This is a genomic window from Escherichia sp. MOD1-EC6162 (genome assembly GCF_002965125.1).
Taxonomy (GTDB): Bacteria; Pseudomonadota; Gammaproteobacteria; order Enterobacterales; family Enterobacteriaceae; genus Escherichia; species Escherichia marmotae.
In genome coordinates this window covers 16,001-36,344 of sequence record NZ_PTSB01000011.1, presented here as the reverse complement: position 1 = coordinate 36,344, position 20,344 = coordinate 16,001, and the positions used below count along the sequence as shown (strand labels likewise).

The window sequence follows — 20,344 nt, the reverse complement described above, 5'->3', positions numbered from 1 at the left end:
AAATAAGATTTATATATAATTTATATTATTCAGACAATGAATTACTTTTGCAAGACATAGCATTCTTTTATGTTATTAATAAGTTATGCTGATTTGTTAAGCAATTCACCAGATTGAGAGCGCGTTCTCGCCCCGTCTGGAAAGCCGACGGGGCTGATTTTTTCTTATTATTGCAACAGAAACTTCTCAAGGAACTGGCGGGTACGGGGCTGCTGCGGATCAGCAAATAACGCTTTTGCTGGCCCCTGCTCGACTATCCGCCCCTGGTCCATAAAGATCGCGCGGTCAGCAACGTCACGAGCAAAGCTCATTTCGTGCGTCACAATGACCATCGTGCGCTTTTCCTGCGCCAGTTGGCGGATGGTATTCAGGACTTCGCCCACCAGCTCCGGATCCAGCGCCGAGGTAGGTTCGTCAAACAGAATGACTTCCGGGCGCATCGCCAGCGCACGCGCAATCGCCACACGTTGCTGTTGACCGCCGGACAAACGACGCGGATAGCTGGTCTCTTTCCCCGTCAGCCCGACCTTCGCCAGCAGTTCGCGGGCGCGTGTCGTGGCCTCTTCTTTCGGTTCGCCTTTAACGATCACAGGCCCTTCAATAATGTTTTCCAGCACCGTACGATGCGGGAACAGATTAAAGTTCTGGAACACAAACCCGACGTGCTGGCGCAACTGGCGAATCAGCGATTTTTGCTGACTTAACGAACGTGCGGTATCAATAGTAATATCGCCAACGGTGATGGTCCCCGCCTCTGGCTGTTCCAGCAAATTTATGCTGCGTAGCAACGTGGTTTTGCCGGAACCACTCGGGCCGATAATTGCCACCACTTCGCCGGTTTTGACCTCCAGATCGATACCGTGCAGCACCGTCTGACCGTGGAATTTTTTCACCAGGTTTTTAACTTCAATGGCACTCATTTTGGCTCTCTCTCCTGGCGATTTAGTTGATTCTCAAAATGGTTCTGCAACGTCGATAACACTGTCGCCATAATCCAGTAGATGAGCGAAGCCGCCAGATACATGGTGAACACTTCCAGAGTACGCGAGGTTATCAACTGCGCCTGACGAAACAGTTCCGGCACCTGAATCGTCGCGGCCAGTGAGGTATCTTTCACCAGGCTGATAAAGCTGTTCGACAGCGGCGGCAGTGCCACCCGCGCCGCCTGCGGCAAAATTGCGCGACGCATAGTTTGCCACGGCGTCATGCCAATACTGGCAGCCGCCTCCCACTGACCTTTATCAATAGACGAAATCGCTGCCCGCAGCGTTTCGGCAGCATAGGCGGCGGTGTTCAGTGACAGTCCAATCATCGCTGACGGAACCGGATCTAATTCAATGCCAAACTGCGGCAGACCGTAGTAGATCATAAACAGTTGTGCAATGAGCGGCGTACCGCGAAAAATGGAGATGTAAAAACGCGCCAGCCAGCGTACGGGCCATATGGGTGACAGGCGCATCAGCGCGAGAATAAACCCCAACAGCAAACCGAAAAACATACCGCCGATGCTGAGTTGCAGCGTATACCCAGCCCCTTTTAGCAGGAACGGCAAAGAATCAATAACCAGTTGTATACTTTCTTGCATGAGCGTTTCCGGAGCTAGACGTGAGGATGATAGGCGAACAGCGCAGGTGCACCGCCAGTATGAATAAACAGAATCGGCCCTTCGTCTTTGAAGCGTTTCTGACTGATGCCATCAATCAGCCCCGCCATCGCTTTTCCGGTATACACAGGATCAAGCAGAATGCCTTCCAACCGCGCCAGCAGTTTCACCGCTTCCATGCCTTCGTCATTTGGCACGCCGTAGCCAGGGGCAAAGTAGTCATCCCAGAGTAAAATTTCTGCTGACGCGGTCAGTTCCAGCTCTTTCGCGATTGCCTGTTGCAGGCTAACCACTTTTGGCAACTGGTCAGCAACGGAACGTGACACGGTCACGCCAATCAGTTCGCTTTCTGGCATCAGTTGTTCCAGCCCTACTGCAAGCCCGGCATGCGTTCCGGCACTGCCCGACGCCACCACCACCGAAGAAATATTAACCGCCCCTTCACACTGTTGCGCGATTTCCAGCGCGCTCTCCACATAGCCCAACGCGCCTAAAGCATTGGAACCGCCAACCGGAATGACGTATGGGCGAAAGCCTTGCGCTTCGACGCGAGTCGCCAGCTCTTCCAGTTGGGCATTGGGATCGGTCAGCGCGTCGCACATTTCAATCTGGGTATTGAAGAGATCTAACAACAAGCGGTTGCCGTTGGTTAAATAATTTTCTGCAGTAGTGCCAATGGGATTTTCCAGCAGCGCCACGCAATGCAGACCAAGTTTTGCGGCCACTGCGGCAGTCTGGCGCACATGGTTAGACTGAATCGCTCCGGCTGTAATCAGTGTGTCAGCACCTTCGCGCAAGGCGTCTGCTGCGAGAAATTCCAGTTTACGTAACTTATTTCCGCCCATTGCCAACGGGGTGACGTCATCCCGTTTGATGAAAATGTCCCGACCGAGATAATCAGAAAAACGTGGCAGATATTCGAGCGGTGTCGGTGTGCCGATAAACTCCAACCGTGGAAAACGAGTTAAATTATGCAGTGGCATAAAAGCCTCCGATGTCTGTTGTTGTGATATTGTTATTATGCACGCTGAAAACGCTTAAATAAAAAAGGCGCCGATTAAAGCGCCCTTTTTTGTCATTATGCTGATTACCTGGTCACATCAGCACCAAACCATTTTTCGGAAAGAGCTTGCAAGGTTCCATCTTTTTGCATTTCTGCAATGGCATCGTTGACTGCTTTCAGCAAGTCTTCGTTACCTTTACGCAGCGCGACACCTGACTCCTGGCGGGAGAAGGCTTCGCCGGTTACTGCCAGCGTATCATTGGTTTTCTTCACCAAATCCAGCGCCGCCAGACGGTCAACCAGGATGGCATCAATACGGCCTACGCGCAGATCCTGATATTTGGTCGGGTCATCATCATAGGTGCGCACATCAACACCCTGAACATTCTGACGCAGCCACTCTTCATAGTTGGTGCCTAAACCAACGCCAACTTTTTTACCTTTCAGGTCGTCTGCGGTTTTTATTGTGCCTTCATTACCTTTTTTCACCAGCGCCTGAATACCGGAAATGGTGTAAGGGGTAGAGAAATCGTATTTTTTCTTACGTTCATCTGAGATGGTAACCTGATTAATCACCACATCGATGCGCTTAGAATCCAGGGACGCCAGCATACCATCCCACTTGGTCGGTTTTAATGCGGCTTCAACGCCCAGATGTTTTGCCAGTTGTTGAGCAAACTCCACTTCAAAACCGGTCAATTTACCGTCATCGCCCTGAAAGCTAAACGGCGGGTAAGTCCCTTCCAGTCCTACCAGCAAAGTGCCTCGCTCTTTCACTTTATTGAGCAGGCCTTCGTTGGCAAAACTTTTCACGCTCATACCCGCAACCAGCGCCACGGCCATAACACCCATCAACGCCTGACGCCCCAGATGTACTAATTTCATATTCACCCCGAATGTTGTTATGTTGGTTTGCAGTGTAGAGCCATTGTTCGTAGACACAAAAACAACTCTGCTACATCTTATTCTTATTTAATATATATCAGAAGCTGACAGACTGGGGGATTTCTGCGCAAGGTCGCCGCGGGTTTGCATCTGGTAACACTGGTACTTACGTAATGCGATGCGATAATTATTGGTGCTGGTGGTGGGCAGCCAGGGTGCGAGGTTTTCATCAAGAAAACCATCCTGCAACAGGTCAGAGGAAATATCGTGTTCGCTTAAATAATTACCCAAACGACGTAGACGAACCACATATTCGCGCACTGTACCGGGGCTCATTTCAGTATGGTCAAAAAGAAACTGCTTAAAGCCGATAATATCAAAAAAATCACTCTGGGTTTTGCAGTGTAAATCACCGCAGAAACGGCATAACGCTGCCCATGATTTTTGTTCCTCATACCAGCCATTTTCATCAAGCAGTGTATCAAGACGGGAAATCTCGATTTTATTGACTATTTTGCCATCGTGAACCAGGGTAATGCGATCGAGTAATTTACGGCAATATGCGCAATGAGTCTGGCTGTGTTTAAAATCTTTAAGATAGCGGCTTAATGGCCGCCTTTTCTGGTGCTGCATCATTATTAAGAACTCCTGGTATTCAAAATTAATGTGCGGCATTTACCTGAGTTATAACTTACCCAGTTTGGTGCGTAACCGTTTAATAGCCTGGCTGTGTAACTGACTAACCCGCGATTCACCGACCTCAAGCACCGCGCCAATCTCTTTGAGATTAAGCTCTTCCTGGTAATAGAGCGTTAATACCAACTGTTCACGCTCCGGCAACATTTCGATGGCTTCCATTACCCGCTGGCGCAAATTACTGTCCAGTAACTGCTGTAACGGGTTATCCCGCTGATGATCGTCAGTAACCAGTTCGATGCTATCACCGTGCTCTTCGCGCCACTCATCATAGGAGAAAAGTTGGCTGTTATTAGTATCAAGCAACATTTGCCGGTAATCAGCGATTTCAATCCCTAAACGTTCTGCCACTTCCGTTTCTGTGGCGTTGCGGCCAAGTTCCTGCTCCAGTTGCCCTATTGCCTGCGCCACTTCACGTGCATTGCGTCGCACGCTGCGCGGCACCCAGTCACGGCTGCGAAGTTCATCCAGCATAGCACCACGGATACGCTGCACTGCGTAAGTTGTAAATGCCGTTCCTTGCAGGGCATCATAACGTTCAACAGCATTAAGTAATCCAATGCCGCCTGCCTGTAGCAGATCGTCAAGTTCTACACTCGCGGGCAGTCGAACCTGCAGGCGCAATGCTTCGTGACGCACCAGCGGGATATAACGCTGCCACAGCGAATGTTTATCCATTACACCTTCAGCGGTATAGAGTGATTTCACGATAAACAGCCCTGCGTTATATAAATAATCGGCATAATTATCCGTTTCTGCAGGTTTTTTAATCGGACGATTAATGGGTGAAATAAGGGGTTATTTGGGGTAATCGGTAAATAGCGAGCAGAATAACCCCGCTGGAGCGGGGTTAAGATAGCTGACAAAGTCCGCCTCATCTTGCCGGATGCGGCGTAAACGCCTTATCCGACCTACGCGAATATGCAAATTTAATTAATTGCGATTCACCTTGTAGGCATGATAAGCGTAGCGCATCAGGCAATTTGGCGTTTGCTGTCATTATATTACGACGATTAGCCCTGCAGCAGAGACAGAACTTGCTGCGGCACCTGGTTAGCTTTAGACAGCACAGAGTTACCCGCCTGCTGGATGATCTGCGCTTTCGACATGTTAGACACTTCGGTCGCATAGTCGGCGTCCTGAATACGGGACTGCGCTTCAGACAGGTTGGTGGTGGTGTTGTTCAGGTTGGTTACCGCAGAGTCCAGACGGTTTTGAACGGCACCGAGGGAGGAGCGGAAAGTATCAACCTGTGCAATGGCTTTGTCTAAAAGTGCCAGTGGATCAGCAGAAGAAGCCCCCGAGAACTGCGCAGTCGGAGTTGCTGTAGATAATTCAACAACAACTTTGTTCGCTGTGGCTGTTGCCGTAGTGTCATCATTAAGCGCCGCTGGAGCCGTTGTAGCGTAGTTTTTACCCTGGAATGTTACATATCCCGCAGCCGCGCCGTCAGAGTCAGCGGCAACTTTAATCAGCTGATCTTTCTGAGTAGCTGCAGTCGTTAGTCCATTATCGGTGTCTTTGTATTCGACATCGGCTTTATTCAACGTCACTTCACCACTTGCATGGTCAATGGACGCGGAGTAGAAATCACTACCGGATTGAACGACGAACTGTGCGGTGGCAGCCCCTTTCGCATCCAGGGTGTTGTGTAACGTCAGGCTGGAAACATCGACAGTTTTACCTGTCGCAGTAGTCAGATCTTTCGCAACAGCAGTGAAATCAACACCAACAGGTTTTGTCCCAGCGGCTCCTGTAATTTGAGTAATTGAATCACCAACGTTAAGTGATTGAGCAGAAACGGAGAAACCATTCAACCCTAATGTAGAAGAGTCAATTTTCTGTAAATCAATGCTAATAGTCTGGCCATCATTCGCGCCAACCTGAATCTTCATCGAACCGTCTTTTGCCAGTACATTCACGCCGTTGAACTGGGTCTGACCGGAAACACGGTCAATCTCATCCAGACGGGATTTGATTTCGTCCTGAATAGATGACAGGTCAGAATCAGAGTTAGTACCGGTCGTCGCCTGAACGGTCAACTCACGCACACGTTGCAAGTTGTTGTTGATTTCAGACAACGCACCTTCTGTGGTCTGCGCCAGAGAAATACCGTCGTTGGCGTTACGCGCAGCCTGAGTCAGGCCTTTAATGTTAGAGGTGAAACGGTTAGCAATCGCCTGACCGGCAGCGTCATCTTTCGCACTGTTAATACGCAGGCCAGAAGAGAGGCGTTCGATAGAAGTCGACAGCGCAGACTGGTTTTTGTTGATGTTGTTTTGAGTGATCAGCGAGAGGCTGTTGGTATTAATGACTTGTGCCATAATTCATTTTCCTGTTTTCAAGTCTACGGTTTAAGTATTGGGCTTCCACCCTTCGGCTTCGTCGCCGTCAACCCTGTTATCGTCTGGTCACTCACAACCTTTAGAATTTTTTTCTAGCGGTCGAAATACTCCCCTTCCTCGTTGCTGTTCGTGTCATTAAGCCCAAAAATAAATCGTAAACTTTGCCCCACTTACGCCGATAACCCCGGTATTCGTTCTACATGTCGCATGATTAAGGAATCTATATGGCGAGTATTTCAACGCTTGGGGTTGGGTCGGGGCTGGACTTAAGCAGCATCCTCGACAGTCTGGAGGCGGCAGAAAAATCTACCCTGACGCCGATATCGAAACAGCAAAGTTCTTACACCGCGAAACTGAGCGCCTACGGGACGCTGAAAAGCGCGCTGGAGAGTTTCCAGACGGCCAATACAGCACTGAATAAAGCCGATTTATTTACCGCCACCTCAACCACCAGCAGTTCATCAGCTTTCAGCGCCACGACCACGGGCAGCGCGATTGCCGGGAAATACACCATTAGCGTCAGCCAACTGGCGCAGGCGCAGACGCTGACCACCCAAAATAGTCAAAAAGACAGTAAAGCCGCCATCGCCACCAGCGATAGCGTACTGACCATCCAGCAAGGCGGCGGTAAAGAGCCGGTCACGATTGATATCAGTGCGGCTGATTCGTCGCTCTCCGGTATTCGCGATGCCATTAACAACGCCAAAGCTGGTGTCAGCGCCAGTATCATCAATGTGGGTAACGGCGAGTATCGTTTGTCCATCACCGCCAATGATACCGGTAGCGACAACGCCATGAAGCTCAGCGTCAGCGGTGACAGCACCCTGCAAAGTTTTATGGGTTACAACGGAACTTCGGGTGATAGCAGCAATGGCATGGTTGAAAGCGTCACCGCGCAGAACGCCAAACTGACGGTCAATAACGTTGAGATTGAAAACAGCAGCAATACTATCAGTGACGCGCTGGAAGATATCACCCTCAACCTGAATGACGTCACCACCGGTAATCAGACACTGACCATCAGTAAAGATACATCCAAAGCTGAAAATGCGGTTAAAGCGTGGGTGGATGCCTATAACGCATTACAGGATACCTTCAGCAACTTAACGAAATACACAGCCGTCGATGCCGGTGCTGAAAACCAGGATTCCAGCAATGGTGCATTACTCGGTGACTCCACACTGCGTACCATCCAGACTCAGCTTAAAACCTTGCTCGCCAATACCCACAGCAGTTCAAACTATAAAACGCTGGCACAAATTGGCATTACCAGCGATGCCAGTACCGGAAAGCTGGAAATAGCGACCGACAAACTGCAAACAGCGCTGAAAAAAGATGCTGCTGGCGTCGGTGAAATGTTTATTGGTGACGGTAAAAGTACAGGCGTAACCACCAGCATTAGCAGCAACCTGACCAGTTGGCTCTCCTCCACCGGGATAATCCAGGCCGCAAAAGATGGCGTCAGCAAAACGCTGAACAATTTGACCGATCAATACAATGCCGCCAGCGAACGTATCGATACATTAATGGCGCGCTATAAAGCCCAGTTCACCCAATTAGATGTGTTAATGAACTCGCTGAACTCCACCAGCAGCTATCTGACACAACAGTTCGACACCTCAAATAGCAGTTCGAAATAATCTCAGGAGAGACAATGTACAGCGCAAAAGGCACCCAGGCCTACGCACAAATTGGCGTCGAAAGCGCCGTAATGAGTGCCAGCCAACAGCAACTGGTCACCATGCTATTTGACGGCGTGTTGAGTGCGCTGGTAAGAGCGCGCTTGTTTATGCAGGACAACAATCAGGAAGGCAAAGGCGTCTCTTTGTCAAAAGCGATCAACATTATTGAGAACGGGCTGAGACTCAGTCTTGACGAAGAAAGTCAGGACGAATTAACCCAGAATTTGATTGCACTCTATAGCTATATGATCAGGCGTTTGCTGCAAGCTAATTTACGCAACGATGTCTCCGCAGTCGCAGAAGTGGAAACTTTAATGCGCAATCTTGCCGATGCCTGGAAAGAGTCTCTACTCTCCCCTTCATTGATTCAGGACCCTGTCTGATGAACCATGCACCGCACTTGTATTTTGCCTGGCAACAACTCGTCGAAAAAAGCCAGCTCATGTTACGCCTGGCGACAGAAGGACGGTGGGATGAACTCATCGCCAGCGAAATGGAATATGTCAATGCGGTGCAAAAAATTGCACATTTAACGGAAGAAATGGAACCCTCTGCCATGATCCAGGAGCAACTCAGACCTATGCTGCGCCTCGTTCTGGAAAACGAAAACAAAGTAAAACAGTTATTGCAGATTCGGATGGATGAACTGGCGAAACTGGTCGGTCAGTCATCAATGCAAAAATCGGTGTTAAGCACCTACGGCGATCAGGGTGGCTACGTGCTGGCGCCGCAGGAAAATCTCTTTTGAAGCTTAAAGAGCTGATTGCTCGCGAATAATCCGATTACGGCTACGCTTCTAATGTTCCCCTTGAGCGGAGTCGAAGAATGCGTAACCCCACGCTGTTGCAATGTTTTCATTGGTATTACCCGGAAGGCGGCAAGCTCTGGCCTGAACTGGCCGAGCGCGCCGACGGTTTAAATGATATTGGTATCAATATGATCTGGCTGCCGCCCGCCTATAAAGGCGCATCGGGCGGGTATTCTGTTGGCTACGACTCCTATGATTTATTTGATTTAGGCGAGTTTGATCAGAAAGGCAGCATCCCCACCAAATATGGCGATAAAGCACAGTTGCTGGCGGCCATTGACGCACTCAAACGCAATGATATTGCCGTACTGCTGGACGTGGTCGTCAACCACAAAATGGGGGCTGACGAAAAAGAAGCCATTCGCGTACAGCGCGTCAATGCAGATGATCGCACGCAAATTGATGATGAAATCATTGAGTGCGAAGGCTGGACCCGTTACACCTTCCCGGCTCGTGCCGGTCAATACTCGCAGTTCATCTGGGACTTCAAATGTTTTAGCGGCATCGACCATATCGAAAATCCAAACGAAGATGGCATTTTTAAAATCGTCAACGACTACACCGGCGAAGGCTGGAATGACCAGGTTGATGATGAGTTAGGTAATTTCGACTATCTGATGGGCGAAAATATCGATTTTCGCAACCATGCCGTCACGGAAGAGCTTAAATACTGGGCACGCTGGGTGATGGAGCAAACGCAGTGCGACGGTTTTCGTCTCGACGCAGTAAAACATATTCCAGCCTGGTTTTATAAAGAGTGGATCGAACACGTGCAGGAAGTCGCGCCAAAACCGCTATTTATTGTGGCGGAATACTGGTCGCGTGAAGTAGATAAGCTGCAAACATATATTGCCCAGGTAGAAGGCAAAACCATGCTATTTGATGCGCCGCTGCAAATGAAATTCCATGAAGCATCCCGAATGGGGCGCAACTACGATATGACGCAGATATTCACCGGTACGCTGGTGGAAGCCGATCCTTTCCATGCCGTTACACTGGTCGCCAACCACGATACCCAACCGTTACAAGCCCTTGAAGCTCCGGTAGAACCGTGGTTTAAACCGCTGGCGTATGCCCTTATTTTGCTGCGGGAAAATGGCGTCCCTTCAGTGTTCTACCCTGATCTGTACGGTGCTCATTACGAAGATGTCGGCGGTGACGGGCAAACCTATCCGATAGATATGCCAATAATCGAACAGCTCGATGAGTTAATCCTCGCCCGCCAGCGCTTCGCCCACGGTGTACAGACGTTATTTTTCGATCATCCGAACTGTATTGCCTTTAGTCGCAGCGGCACCGACGAATATCCAGGCTGTGTGGTGGTGATGTCAAACGGTGACGATGGCGAAAAAACCATTCATCTGGGAGAGAATTACGGCAATAAAACCTGGCGTGATTTTCTGGGCAATCGGCAAGAGAGCGTGGTGACCGATGAAAATGGCGAAGCGACCTTTTTTTGCAACGGCGGTAGCGTCAGTGTGTGGGTTATCGAAGAGGTGATTTAAACACATCCCCGGCGGCAAACCGGGGATATTTCATTACGGTAGTGGCGTCGGCAACGGCGCTTTTTCCAGCACAGCAGCACATTCAGCCGTTGGTCGATCCACGCGTTCCATCGTCATGCCATCGTATTCAATAGTGTTACCGTCACGCTCAATCTCGTACAGTTCACGTTTGACAGTAACGTTAGTGAGATCATCAGATATCAGCGTCAACTTACCCGGTAAAGCAATCACCCGCTGCCACTGACGGCAATCCAGCGTATCACCCTCTTTAGTGACAATCAGGCTACCTATCGCTTCCGGGCTGACCAGAGCACGTTGCGGCCCTTTAGTCTGCCAGTAGCCCGCCAGCCAGTCTGGCGCGGGCGTTTTCACAACATTGTTATAATTTTCAACTTCGGCACAGCCAGCCAGCAGCATAAGTGCGCCTGCAATTGCGAGTTTTTTCATCATTCATCCTGCATGAGAAGAAAAGAAGATTGTGGCATTAATGCCTTGATGCTGCCAGCCTTTCCAGGCCCAAAGAGAAATTTGATCTAACCATTATTTTTGTGAATTATTACCACGAAAAAGAATTTGTCTGGTGTATTATTCGCGGCTCTTGTTTCAAACCTTCTGAGTTCAGAGGCTATATACATGTCATGGCAGCAATTCAAACAAGCCTGGTTGATTAAATTCTGGGCCCCCATCCCTGCGGTCATCGCGGCGGGTATTCTCTCCACTTATTATTTTGGCATCACCGGCACCTTTTGGGCTGTTACCGGCGAATTTACCCGTTGGGGTGGTCAGCTCCTGCAACTGTTTGGCGTCCATGCCGAAGAGTGGGGCTATTTTAAAATTATCCATCTGGAAGGATCGCCATTAACCCGCATTGACGGGATGATGATTCTTGGTATGTTTGGCGGCTGTTTTGCCGCGGCTCTGTGGGCCAACAACGTTAAATTACGTATGCCGCGCAGCCGTATCCGCATTATGCAGGCTATTATTGGCGGGATTATCGCTGGTTTCGGCGCGCGTCTGGCGATGGGCTGTAACCTGGCTGCATTTTTCACTGGCATTCCGCAGTTCTCACTGCACGCCTGGTTCTTTGCCATTGCCACCGCCATTGGCTCATGGTTTGGTGCACGCTTTACTCTGCTGCCAGTCTTCCGTATCCCGGTAAAAATGCAAAAAGTCTCTGCCGCCTCACCGCTAACACAAAAACCAGATCAGGCACGGCGTCGTTTCCGCCTCGGGATGCTGGTCTTTTTTGGTATGTTGGGCTGGGCGCTGTTAACGGCGATGAATCAACCGAAGCTGGGGCTGGCAATGCTGTTTGGCGTCGGCTTTGGCTTACTGATTGAACGCGCGCAAATCTGCTTTACTTCGGCGTTCCGCGATATGTGGATCACCGGGCGTACCCATATGGCGAAAGCGATCATTATCGGTATGGCGGTAAGTGCCATCGGTATTTTCAGTTACGTACAGTTAGGTGTAGAACCGAAAATCATGTGGGCTGGCCCGAACGCCGTCATTGGCGGGTTACTGTTTGGCTTTGGTATTGTGCTGGCGGGCGGCTGCGAAACTGGCTGGATGTACCGTGCAGTGGAAGGCCAGGTGCACTACTGGTGGGTTGGGCTGGGTAATGTTATCGGCTCAACGATTCTGGCTTATTACTGGGATGACTTCGCCCCGGCACTGGCCACCGACTGGGACAAAATCAACCTGCTGAAAACCTTTGGCCCAATGGGCGGCCTGCTGGTGACATATTTACTGTTGTTCGCTGCCCTGATGTTGATTATCGGCTGGGAGAAACGCTTATTCCGCCGCGCGGCGCTGCAAACTGCTAAGGAGATTGCATGAAAAATATCGTTCCTGATTACCGTCTTGATATGGTGGGCGAACCCTGCCCTTATCCGGCGGTCGCGACCCTTGAGGCGATGCCGCAGTTAAAAAAAGGCGAGATCCTCGAAGTGGTCAGCGACTGTCCGCAGTCAATTAATAATATTCCACTGGACGCACGTAACCACGGCTATACCGTACTGGATATCCAACAAGACGGGCCGACCATTCGTTATTTAATTCAGAAGTAATCTTTTCTCCCGCTGTTTCAGGCAGCGGGAGTATCTTTGCTACGAATTCTCCATTGTGGACGTACAGAAAGTCCGTGGTATATCAGAAAAATAGTCTCAATATTTGATGACCATGCAGGAATGAATTAGTGGTGAAGCATCTCATCCACAATTTCTTTCGTCTGTAACTGATAAGGATAATAAGTTGGCCAGTTGTCCATTTCTTCAAGTAACTGCTGTTGTGACGTATTCCCCATAAATATATGAAAATGGGATGATTTACGAGGGGCAATAATATGATCACTAAACTGCACAAACTTAGGGGCTTTACTGGCTGGTTCCCGGCACTCAAACAGATAACGCACACCTTTCTTCCCTGATTTATATGTCAGTATTTTAAACCCACTGTAATTATATTTACAGGAAGTCATCTCCTCCCCTCGATGGAACTCCATAACACCATTTTCGATGCCAATTGTGTCAACATCTGTTATGTATCCCTTCTGATAGTAGGCTTTAATATCTGCGAATGATTTACCCGGTTCTTTTTCTGCTTTCATTTTAAAGACAGGATCAAGATCACCACTTTGAAGCAAGGGGTACACCGATTGCCAAATACCCTCCCAATCAGCGAGGGATCTATCCTTCACGTTATTATCATCAAAAATACCCTCTGCTGCTTTTTGTTCCATTTCTGTCAGTGGTGCCCCATGTGAATGATGCCCATGAGCAAGTGCATAGTTGCCTGCTAATAGTAACCCCAGAGCAAAAGCCAATTTATTAACAACCATCATCCAGTTTGTCCTCCGCTTCAATATCACATAATGTTATAACATAACATTCAATAAAGACAACACTGAAGAACGAATAGCAAAACCTAACCAAACACACGCACCATAACCCTACATTTAGTACGTCTTTATCACCAACTACAACCGTTGAAAAAATGCGCCGTTGAAAGCTTTTATTGTAATGATTTTGTCTTACTGCGCTGCCAGTAATAACGGGAAATCATGAATGCAGTACAGAGACAACATTAAGTCATCGGATCTGATTGAAGGAATAGCACCAATCATGCAAACTACAAACTCTCACAACCAACAAGAGATTATTCCCCCTGATGGATCAGGTTGCTATTTTCCAAAAGATGTTTGAGCAAGTGAGAACGGAGCTAAACTTTTCCTGGTTTTACACAGAGTTAAAACGTCATCATATTGCGCATTACATTTACTATCTTGCTACAGATAACATTAGGATCGTTACACACGATGACAAGGTATTGTTAATAAGAGGAAGCAGAAATCTATTAAAAGTCAGTGCCACTAAGAACCCTGAGCAAGTAATAAAAGCAGCCCGGACTCACATTGCCAGAAGATCTACTTTTCGGGAATATTGTATAACGCTCGCGAATGCGGGTGTCTTCCGGTGGGTTACTGACGTTAACGATAATAAACGTCGTTACTATTCTATCGATAATACACTCTTATATATTGAAGATGTTGAGAACAATAAACCCTTAATTTAGATGTATTAGCTCATTTCAGATCTGACAGTTATCCGTACAGGTATCTGTCAGATTATCTCTGGCTTGATTTTCTCTTCTCTGACACCACTCACGCTCATAGCAGCTCCCAGACGGTAAGTTCATGGAAAATGCCTGCCAAAAATTGTTATATTATAACAGCGAACAGTTTTACCCTGACTGAGGAGAACACACATGAAAATCAATGCCATAGGTAAAGCCATTTTTCTTTTTGCACTGCTAACCTCAACGGCCTCTGCCGCTGGCAAGGACATTAATGTTGAGTTCAGAAAGGGGCATAGTAGCGCCCAGTACTCAGGAGAGATAAAGGGGTACGATTACGACACATATAACTTCTATGCCAAAAAAGGCCAGAAGGTGCACATCAGTATCTCCAATGAGGGTGCTGATATTGTCCTCTTTGGGCCAGGAATTAGCGACTCTGTTGATCTCTCCAGATATTCTCCCGAGCTTGATGACAATGGTCAGTACATCCTTCCCGCTTCCGGTAAATATGAGCTAAGAGTGCTTCAAACCCGTAATGACGCTCGTAAAAACAAAGTAAAAAAATACAGCGTCAACATACAGATTGAGTAAACAGAAATTGACGGGGCTATCCCCGTCATTGCTTTCCTGTACCTGAGGATAACTGTCAGTAACAGACAGAGGCTGTCTATGACGCTGTTCCTGCCACATGAAATATGACCCGGAGTCTTCCCACCCGATTGAATCTGCTGGCATAAGGGACACCCCCGCGCCCTGTTTACGCGCTAAATACGGCTTCTTTAACCGTCTGAATGCGGTGAGGATATGTCGGTAAGACTTACCTGAAAATACGGTTAATTTTTTAGTTTAAACCTTTTTTAGTTATTAGTAAGATGCATATGCTTCAACAGAAGCTGGGAAATTCAACAACTCTTAGATAATTTTGGACCTTGTCCCGCGGCTCCAATCCGACAGCCGCGCTTCTTTTCACTCTCATAGTCAACAGGTTACAAAACCTACACCTGCATGGACATCACTTCCTGATACGCCGCCACCAGCTTATTACGCACCTGAATCCCCATTTGCATCGAAACCGACGCTTTTTGCATCTCGGTCATCACATCGTTTAGCGCTACGCCGGGTTCACCGAGGGTAAATTTTTCTGCCTGTGTGCGGGCGGTGGTTTGCGTATCGCTAATGCGATCGAGCGCAGCATGAAGCTGTCCGGCAAAACTGATGGTCGGTTGCGGCAGAGTCCCCTGCGCACGCGCACTCATCGCCGTGGCCTGTAACTGGCTGATAACCCCTTCAATCCCCTGTATCGCTGACATATTCATCTCCCGGACAATTCTTGGTAGCAGAGCCTACCAGTAAGTCAATAAGATAAAGGCGCTAAATAGAGACAAAAAAATGGGTTAATTGGCGCATAGAAAAAAATAAAACCACAAATAATGAGGCCGTTAATTTTTCGAGTTTGCTGACCCGGGAGTGCGTCTTGTTCCACTTTGCCAATACCGCTGTCTATCATCTGCCACGAGGTGCGCGATGAATGCGACTGCAGCCCAGACAAAATCTCTTGAGTGGCTTAATCGCCTGCGCGCAAATCCGAAAATACCTTTGGTTGTTGCTGCTTCCGCGGCGGTTGCAGTGATGGTCGCGTTAATTCTGTGGGCAAAAGCCCCTGATTACCGCACGTTATTCAGCAATCTTTCCGATCAGGATGGCGGTGCGATCGTCAGCCAACTGACACAAATGAATATTCCTTACCGCTTCAGCGAAGCCAGCGGCGCGATTGAAGTTCCGGCAGATAAAGTTCACGAGCTACGTCTGCGTCTGGCACAGCAAGGCTTGCCTAAAGGCGGCGCGGTCGGTTTTGAACTGCTCGATCAGGAAAAGTTTGGTATCAGCCAGTTCAGCGAACAGGTGAATTATCAGCGAGCGCTGGAAGGTGAACTTTCCCGTACCATCGAAACTATCGGCCCGGTAAAAGGAGCGCGCGTGCATCTGGCGATGCCGAAACCGTCTTTATTTGTCCGTGAACAAAAATCCCCTTCGGCATCAGTGACGGTAAATCTTTTACCTGGTCGCGCGCTGGATGAAGGGCAAATCAGTGCCATTGTGCATCTGGTTTCCAGTGCGGTAGCCGGATTGCCACCGGGTAACGTCACGCTGGTGGATCAGGGTGGGCATCTGTTAACCCAGTCCAGCACCAGCGGGCGCGATCTTAATGACGTCCAGTTAAAATATGCCAGTGATGTCGAAGGTCGCATTCAGCGGCGTATTGAAGCGATCCTGTCACCAGTTGTCGGCAACGGCAATATTCACGCTCAGGTGACGGCACAACTGGATTTCGCCAGTAAAGAGCAAACCGAAGAACAGTATCGCCCTAATGGCAATGCGTCACAGGCGGCGCTCCGTTCCCGTCAACTGAATGAGAGCGAACAAAGCGGTTCCGGTTACCCTGGCGGCGTGCCTGGCGCATTATCGAATCAGCCCGCGCCTGCCAATAACGCGCCAATCAGTACGCCTCCGGCAAATCAAAACAACCGTCAGCAACAAACAAGCACCACCAGTAATAGCGGCCCGCGCAGCACCCAGCGTAATGAAACCAGCAACTACGAAGTCGATCGCACTATTCGTCATACCAAAATGAACGTAGGCGACGTGCAACGTTTGTCGGTCGCCGTCGTGGTGAATTACAAAACGCTGCCGGATGGTAAACCGCTGCCACTGAGCGCCGAACAGATGAAGCAAATTGAAGATCTGACCCGCGAGGCGATGGGCTTTTCTGAAAAGCGCGGCGATTCACTCAATGTCGTCAACTCCCACTTCAACAGCGGTGACGAAAGCGGTGGAGAACTGCCGTTCTGGCAACAACAAGTGTTTATCGATCAACTGCTGGCTGCCGGTCGCTGGTTGCTGGTGCTACTGGTGGCGTGGCTGCTGTGGCGTAAAGCGGTACGCCCGCAGTTAACACGCCGCGCCGAGGCGGCGAGCGCCGTACAACAGCAGCCACAGGCTCGCCAGGAAGTGGAAGATGCGGTGGAAGTACGCCTCAGCAAAGACGAACAATTGCAGCAACGCCGTGCTAACCAACGTCTGGGAGCGGAAGTAATGAGCCAGCGTATCCGTGACATGTCTGATAACGATCCGCGCGTAGTAGCGCTGGTCATTCGCCAGTGGATAAATAACGATCATGAGTAACCTGACAGGCACCGATAAAAGCGTCATCTTGCTAATGACCATTGGCGAAGATCGGGCGGCTGAAGTGTTCAAGCACCTCTCCCAGCGCGAAGTGCAAACCCTGAGCGCAGCGATGGCAAATGTCACGCAGATCTCCAATAAACAGTTAACTGAAGTGCTGGCGGAGTTTGAACAAGAAGCTGAACAGTTCGCCGCCCTGAATATTAACGCCAACGATTATCTGCGTTCGGTGCTGGTGAAAGCGCTGGGCGAAGAGCGTGCCGCCAGCCTGCTGGAAGATATTCTCGAAACCCGCGACACCGCCAGCGGCATAGAAACGCTCAACTTCATGGAGCCGCAGAGTGCCGCCGATCTTATTCGCGATGAACATCCACAGATTATCGCCACCATTCTGGTACATCTGAAGCGCGCCCAGGCCGCCGATATTCTGGCGTTGTTCGATGAACGTCTGCGTCACGACGTGATGCTGCGTATCGCCACCTTTGGCGGTGTACAGCCTGCCGCGCTGGCGGAACTGACCGAAGTGCTGAATGGTCTGCTCGACGGTCAGAATCTCAAACGCAGCAAAATAGGCGGCGTGAGAACAGCAGCCGAAATTATCAACCTGATGAAAACCCAGCAGGAAGAGGCGGTTATTACCGCCGTGCGTGAATTTGACGGTGAGCTGGCGCAGAAAATCATCGACGAAATGTTCCTGTTCGAAAATCTGGTGGATGTCGACGATCGCAGTATCCAGCGTCTGTTGCAGGAAGTGGATTCCGAATCGCTGCTGATCGCCCTGAAAGGTGCCGAACAGCCACTGCGCGAGAAGTTCCTGCGCAATATGTCGCAACGCGCCGCCGATATCCTGCGCGACGACCTCGCCAACCGTGGTCCGGTACGTTTGTCGCAGGTGGAGAACGAGCAGAAAGCGATTCTGCTGATTGTGCGCCGTCTTGCCGAAACCGGCGAGATGGTGATTGGCAGCGGCGAGGACACCTATGTCTGATAACCTGCCGTGGAAAACCTGGACGCCTGACGATCTTGCGCCGCCACAGGCAGAGTTTGTGCCGCTGATGGAGCCGGAAGAAACCGTCACTGAAGAGATCGAGCCCAGCCTTGAACAACAACTGGCACAACTGCAAATGCAGGCTCACGAGCAAGGTTATCAGGCGGGGATTGCCGAAGGTCGCCAGACAGGCCATGAACAAGGCTATCAGGAGGGTCTGGCACAGGGGCTGGAACAAGGACTGGTGCAGGCGAAATCTCAGCAAGCACCGATTCATGCGCGGATACAGCAACTGGTCAGCGAATTCCAGACCACCCTTGACGCGCTGGATAGCGTGATAGCTTCGCGGCTGATGCAAATGGCTCTGGAGGCGGCGCGTCAGGTGATCGGTCAGACGCCCACGGTGGACAGCCAGGCACTGATCAAACAGATCCAGCAGTTGCTACAGCAGGAACCGTTATTCAGCGGCAAACCACAGTTACGCGTGCATCCGGATGACCTGCAACGCGTCGATGAGATGCTTGGCGCAACGTTAAGCCTGCACGGCTGGCGGTTGCGCGGCGATCCAACTCTGCATCCCGGCGGCTGTAAAGTCTCTGCCGATGAAGGCGATCTCGATGCCAGTGTCGCCACCCGTTGGCAAGAACTCTGCCGTCTGGCAGCACCTGGAGTGGTGTGATGACCACTCGCCTGACACGCTGGTTAACCTCGCTGGATAGCTTTGAAGCCAAAATTGCGCAACTTCCTGCGGTACGCCGCTACGGGCGATTAACCCGCGCTACCGGGCTGGTGCTGGAAGCCACCGGATTACAACTACCGCTCGGCGCAACCTGTGTGATTGAACGCCAGAATGGCGCTGAAACTCACGAAGTGGAAAGCGAAGTGGTTGGCTTTAACGGTCAACGGCTGTTTTTAATGCCGCTGGAGGAAGTGGAAGGTGTACTGCCTGGCGCACGCGTTTATGCCAAAAACATCTCCCCACAAGGGTTGCAAAGCGGCAAGCAATTACCGCTCGGTCCGGCGTTGTTAGGTCGCGTTCTGGACGGTAGCGGTAAACCACTCGACGGCCAGCCCTCCCCCGATACGACCGAAACCGGTGCATTAATTACCCCGCCGTTTAACCCATTGCAACGTACGCCGATTGAGCACGTGCTGGATACGGGCGTGCGTCCAATCAATGCCCTGCTTACCGTCGGACGCGGGCAGCGTATGGGGCTGTTTGCCGGTTCCGGCGTCGGCAAAAGTGTGTTGCTGGGGATGATGGCGCGTTACACCCGTGCAGATGTGATTGTCGTTGGTTTAATTGGTGAACGTGGACGCGAAGTAAAAGATTTTATTGAGAATATCCTCGGTGCTGAAGGGCGTGCGCGCTCGGTGGTGATTGCCGCACCAGCCGATGTTTCTCCGCTCCTGCGAATGCAAGGTGCCGCCTATGCCACGCGCATTGCCGAAGATTTTCGCGATCGGGGTCAGCATGTGTTGCTAATTATGGATTCCCTCACCCGCTACGCGATGGCTCAGCGTGAAATTGCGCTGGCGATTGGCGAACCGCCTGCCACCAAAGGCTATCCTCCATCGGTATTCGCCAAACTACCGGCGTTGGTCGAGCGTGCCGGAAACGGCATCAGCGGCGGCGGCTCGATTACCGCTTTTTATACCGTGCTCACCGAAGGTGATGATCAGCAAGATCCGATTGCCGACTCCGCGCGGGCGATCCTCGACGGGCACATCGTACTGTCTCGTCGTCTGGCGGAAGCCGGACACTATCCGGCAATTGATATTGAAGCGTCAATCAGCCGTGCAATGACAGCACTGATCAGCGAGCAACATTACGCGCGGGTGCGCACATTCAAACAGTTGTTGTCGAGTTTTCAGCGCAACCGCGACCTGGTCAGCGTTGGTGCTTATGCCAAAGGCAGCGATCCCATGCTCGATAAAGCCATCGCCTTATGGCCGCAGCTTGAGGGCTATTTGCAACAAGGCATTTTTGAACGCGCGGACTGGGAAGACTCTCTCCAGGGGCTGGAGCACATTTTCCCAACGGTGTCATAACTCAAGAGATAACAGCAG

General features: G+C 50.3%; 22 protein-coding genes. 12 read left to right on the top strand and 10 right to left on the bottom strand.

Annotated elements, in window-relative coordinates; all coding sequences use genetic code 11:
* Positions 1 to 167 precede the first annotated feature (167 nt).
* The 7 genes from tcyN to A9587_RS11185 all read right to left on the bottom strand — a co-directional run bounded on the left by tcyN (position 168) and on the right by A9587_RS11185 (position 6,511).
* Complete coding sequence (tcyN, locus tag A9587_RS11215) at positions 168 to 920, bottom strand: L-cystine ABC transporter ATP-binding protein TcyN (protein WP_001273019.1); 753 nt, start codon at positions 918 to 920, stop codon at positions 168 to 170.
* A complete protein-coding gene (tcyL, locus tag A9587_RS11210) occupies positions 917 to 1,585 on the bottom strand; it encodes a cystine ABC transporter permease (RefSeq protein WP_001158227.1) in 669 nt (222 codons plus the stop codon). The genes tcyN and tcyL overlap by 4 nt, the downstream gene beginning before the upstream one ends.
* Before the next feature lie 14 nt (positions 1,586 to 1,599).
* Positions 1,600 to 2,586 carry a D-cysteine desulfhydrase gene (dcyD, locus tag A9587_RS11205; RefSeq protein WP_001128252.1) on the bottom strand — a complete coding sequence of 329 codons (987 nt, stop codon included), beginning with the start codon at positions 2,584 to 2,586 and terminating at the stop codon, positions 1,600 to 1,602.
* 104 nt (positions 2,587 to 2,690) lie between these two features.
* Positions 2,691 to 3,491 carry a cystine ABC transporter substrate-binding protein gene (gene tcyJ / locus A9587_RS11200; protein WP_000779811.1) on the bottom strand — a complete coding sequence of 267 codons (801 nt, stop codon included), beginning with the start codon at positions 3,489 to 3,491 and terminating at the stop codon, positions 2,691 to 2,693.
* A gap of 87 nt (positions 3,492 to 3,578) precedes the next feature.
* Positions 3,579 to 4,130 carry a flagella biosynthesis regulatory protein FliZ gene (gene fliZ / locus A9587_RS11195; RefSeq protein WP_024191890.1) on the bottom strand — a complete coding sequence of 184 codons (552 nt, stop codon included), beginning with the start codon at positions 4,128 to 4,130 and terminating at the stop codon, positions 3,579 to 3,581.
* Positions 4,131 to 4,175: 45 nt separating this feature from the next.
* Complete coding sequence (gene fliA / locus A9587_RS11190; protein WP_000839544.1) at positions 4,176 to 4,895, bottom strand: RNA polymerase sigma factor FliA; 720 nt, start codon at positions 4,893 to 4,895, stop codon at positions 4,176 to 4,178.
* A gap of 305 nt (positions 4,896 to 5,200) precedes the next feature.
* The gene (locus A9587_RS11185) at positions 5,201 to 6,511 is read right to left on the bottom strand and encodes a FliC/FljB family flagellin (protein ID WP_000079767.1); all 1,311 of its coding nucleotides are present in this window, start codon (positions 6,509 to 6,511) and stop codon (positions 5,201 to 5,203) included.
* 245 nt (positions 6,512 to 6,756) lie between these two features.
* On the opposite strand from A9587_RS11185, the gene fliD reads away from it, so the two are divergent.
* From fliD to amyA, 4 genes are all read left to right on the top strand, one after another.
* Positions 6,757 to 8,172, top strand: coding sequence for a flagellar filament capping protein FliD (gene fliD, locus A9587_RS11175; RefSeq protein WP_001516565.1), 1,416 nt, complete (start codon positions 6,757 to 6,759; stop codon positions 8,170 to 8,172).
* 14 nt (positions 8,173 to 8,186) lie between these two features.
* The gene (gene fliS, locus A9587_RS11170) at positions 8,187 to 8,597 is read left to right on the top strand and encodes a flagellar export chaperone FliS (RefSeq protein WP_000286599.1); all 411 of its coding nucleotides are present in this window, start codon (positions 8,187 to 8,189) and stop codon (positions 8,595 to 8,597) included.
* Positions 8,597 to 8,962: a flagella biosynthesis regulatory protein FliT gene (fliT, locus tag A9587_RS11165; RefSeq protein WP_001015042.1), complete on the top strand. Its 366-nt coding sequence runs from the start codon at positions 8,597 to 8,599 to the stop codon at positions 8,960 to 8,962. Before fliS ends, fliT begins: the two co-directional genes overlap by 1 nt.
* Before the next feature lie 77 nt (positions 8,963 to 9,039).
* Entirely contained in the window at positions 9,040 to 10,527 is a 1,488-nt protein-coding gene (amyA, locus tag A9587_RS11160) for an alpha-amylase (protein ID WP_001516566.1), read from the top strand.
* A gap of 33 nt (positions 10,528 to 10,560) precedes the next feature.
* Here amyA and yedD read toward each other — a convergent pair whose 3' ends face one another.
* Positions 10,561 to 10,974, bottom strand: a complete 414-nt coding sequence (yedD, locus tag A9587_RS11155; RefSeq protein WP_001516567.1) for a lipoprotein YedD — start codon at positions 10,972 to 10,974, stop codon at positions 10,561 to 10,563.
* A gap of 186 nt (positions 10,975 to 11,160) precedes the next feature.
* Here yedD and yedE point away from each other — a divergent pair, with 186 nt between their 5' ends.
* Both yedE and yedF read left to right on the top strand, forming a co-directional pair.
* Positions 11,161 to 12,366: a selenium metabolism membrane protein YedE/FdhT gene (yedE, locus tag A9587_RS11145; RefSeq protein WP_105263875.1), complete on the top strand. Its 1,206-nt coding sequence runs from the start codon at positions 11,161 to 11,163 to the stop codon at positions 12,364 to 12,366.
* Positions 12,363 to 12,596 (top strand): sulfurtransferase-like selenium metabolism protein YedF, encoded by a 234-nt coding sequence (gene yedF, locus A9587_RS11140; protein ID WP_000790504.1) that lies wholly within the window; start codon positions 12,363 to 12,365, stop codon positions 12,594 to 12,596. The genes yedE and yedF overlap by 4 nt, the downstream gene beginning before the upstream one ends.
* A gap of 125 nt (positions 12,597 to 12,721) precedes the next feature.
* Here yedF and zinT read toward each other — a convergent pair whose 3' ends face one another.
* On the bottom strand, positions 12,722 to 13,369 hold the full coding sequence (gene zinT / locus A9587_RS11135; RefSeq protein WP_077784584.1) for a metal-binding protein ZinT: 648 nt from the start codon (positions 13,367 to 13,369) through the stop codon (positions 12,722 to 12,724).
* A 326-nt stretch (positions 13,370 to 13,695) separates the two neighbouring features.
* Between zinT and A9587_RS11130 the strand changes: the two genes are divergently transcribed.
* The gene (locus A9587_RS11130; protein WP_000373061.1) at positions 13,696 to 14,100 is read left to right on the top strand and encodes a DUF1398 domain-containing protein; all 405 of its coding nucleotides are present in this window, start codon (positions 13,696 to 13,698) and stop codon (positions 14,098 to 14,100) included.
* 192 nt (positions 14,101 to 14,292) lie between these two features.
* Positions 14,293 to 14,694 carry a g-type lysoyme inhibitor PliG gene (gene pliG, locus A9587_RS11125; RefSeq protein ID WP_000700038.1) on the top strand — a complete coding sequence of 134 codons (402 nt, stop codon included), beginning with the start codon at positions 14,293 to 14,295 and terminating at the stop codon, positions 14,692 to 14,694.
* A gap of 404 nt (positions 14,695 to 15,098) precedes the next feature.
* Here the strand turns inward: pliG and fliE are convergent, their stop codons facing one another.
* Positions 15,099 to 15,413: a flagellar hook-basal body complex protein FliE gene (fliE, locus tag A9587_RS11120; RefSeq protein ID WP_001274304.1), complete on the bottom strand. Its 315-nt coding sequence runs from the start codon at positions 15,411 to 15,413 to the stop codon at positions 15,099 to 15,101.
* A 214-nt stretch (positions 15,414 to 15,627) separates the two neighbouring features.
* On the opposite strand from fliE, the gene fliF reads away from it, so the two are divergent.
* The 4 genes from fliF to fliI are packed head-to-tail and all read left to right on the top strand — an operon-like array spanning position 15,628 to position 20,326.
* Positions 15,628 to 17,286, top strand: a complete 1,659-nt coding sequence (gene fliF / locus A9587_RS11115) for a flagellar basal-body MS-ring/collar protein FliF (RefSeq protein ID WP_105263874.1) — start codon at positions 15,628 to 15,630, stop codon at positions 17,284 to 17,286.
* Positions 17,279 to 18,274, top strand: a complete 996-nt coding sequence (gene fliG / locus A9587_RS11110; protein WP_105263873.1) for a flagellar motor switch protein FliG — start codon at positions 17,279 to 17,281, stop codon at positions 18,272 to 18,274. The genes fliF and fliG overlap by 8 nt, the downstream gene beginning before the upstream one ends.
* Positions 18,267 to 18,953, top strand: a complete 687-nt coding sequence (gene fliH, locus A9587_RS11105) for a flagellar assembly protein FliH (RefSeq protein WP_105263872.1) — start codon at positions 18,267 to 18,269, stop codon at positions 18,951 to 18,953. The genes fliG and fliH overlap by 8 nt, the downstream gene beginning before the upstream one ends.
* Positions 18,953 to 20,326 (top strand): flagellar protein export ATPase FliI, encoded by a 1,374-nt coding sequence (fliI, locus tag A9587_RS11100; RefSeq protein WP_000213265.1) that lies wholly within the window; start codon positions 18,953 to 18,955, stop codon positions 20,324 to 20,326. Before fliH ends, fliI begins: the two co-directional genes overlap by 1 nt.
* Positions 20,327 to 20,344 lie beyond the last annotated feature (18 nt).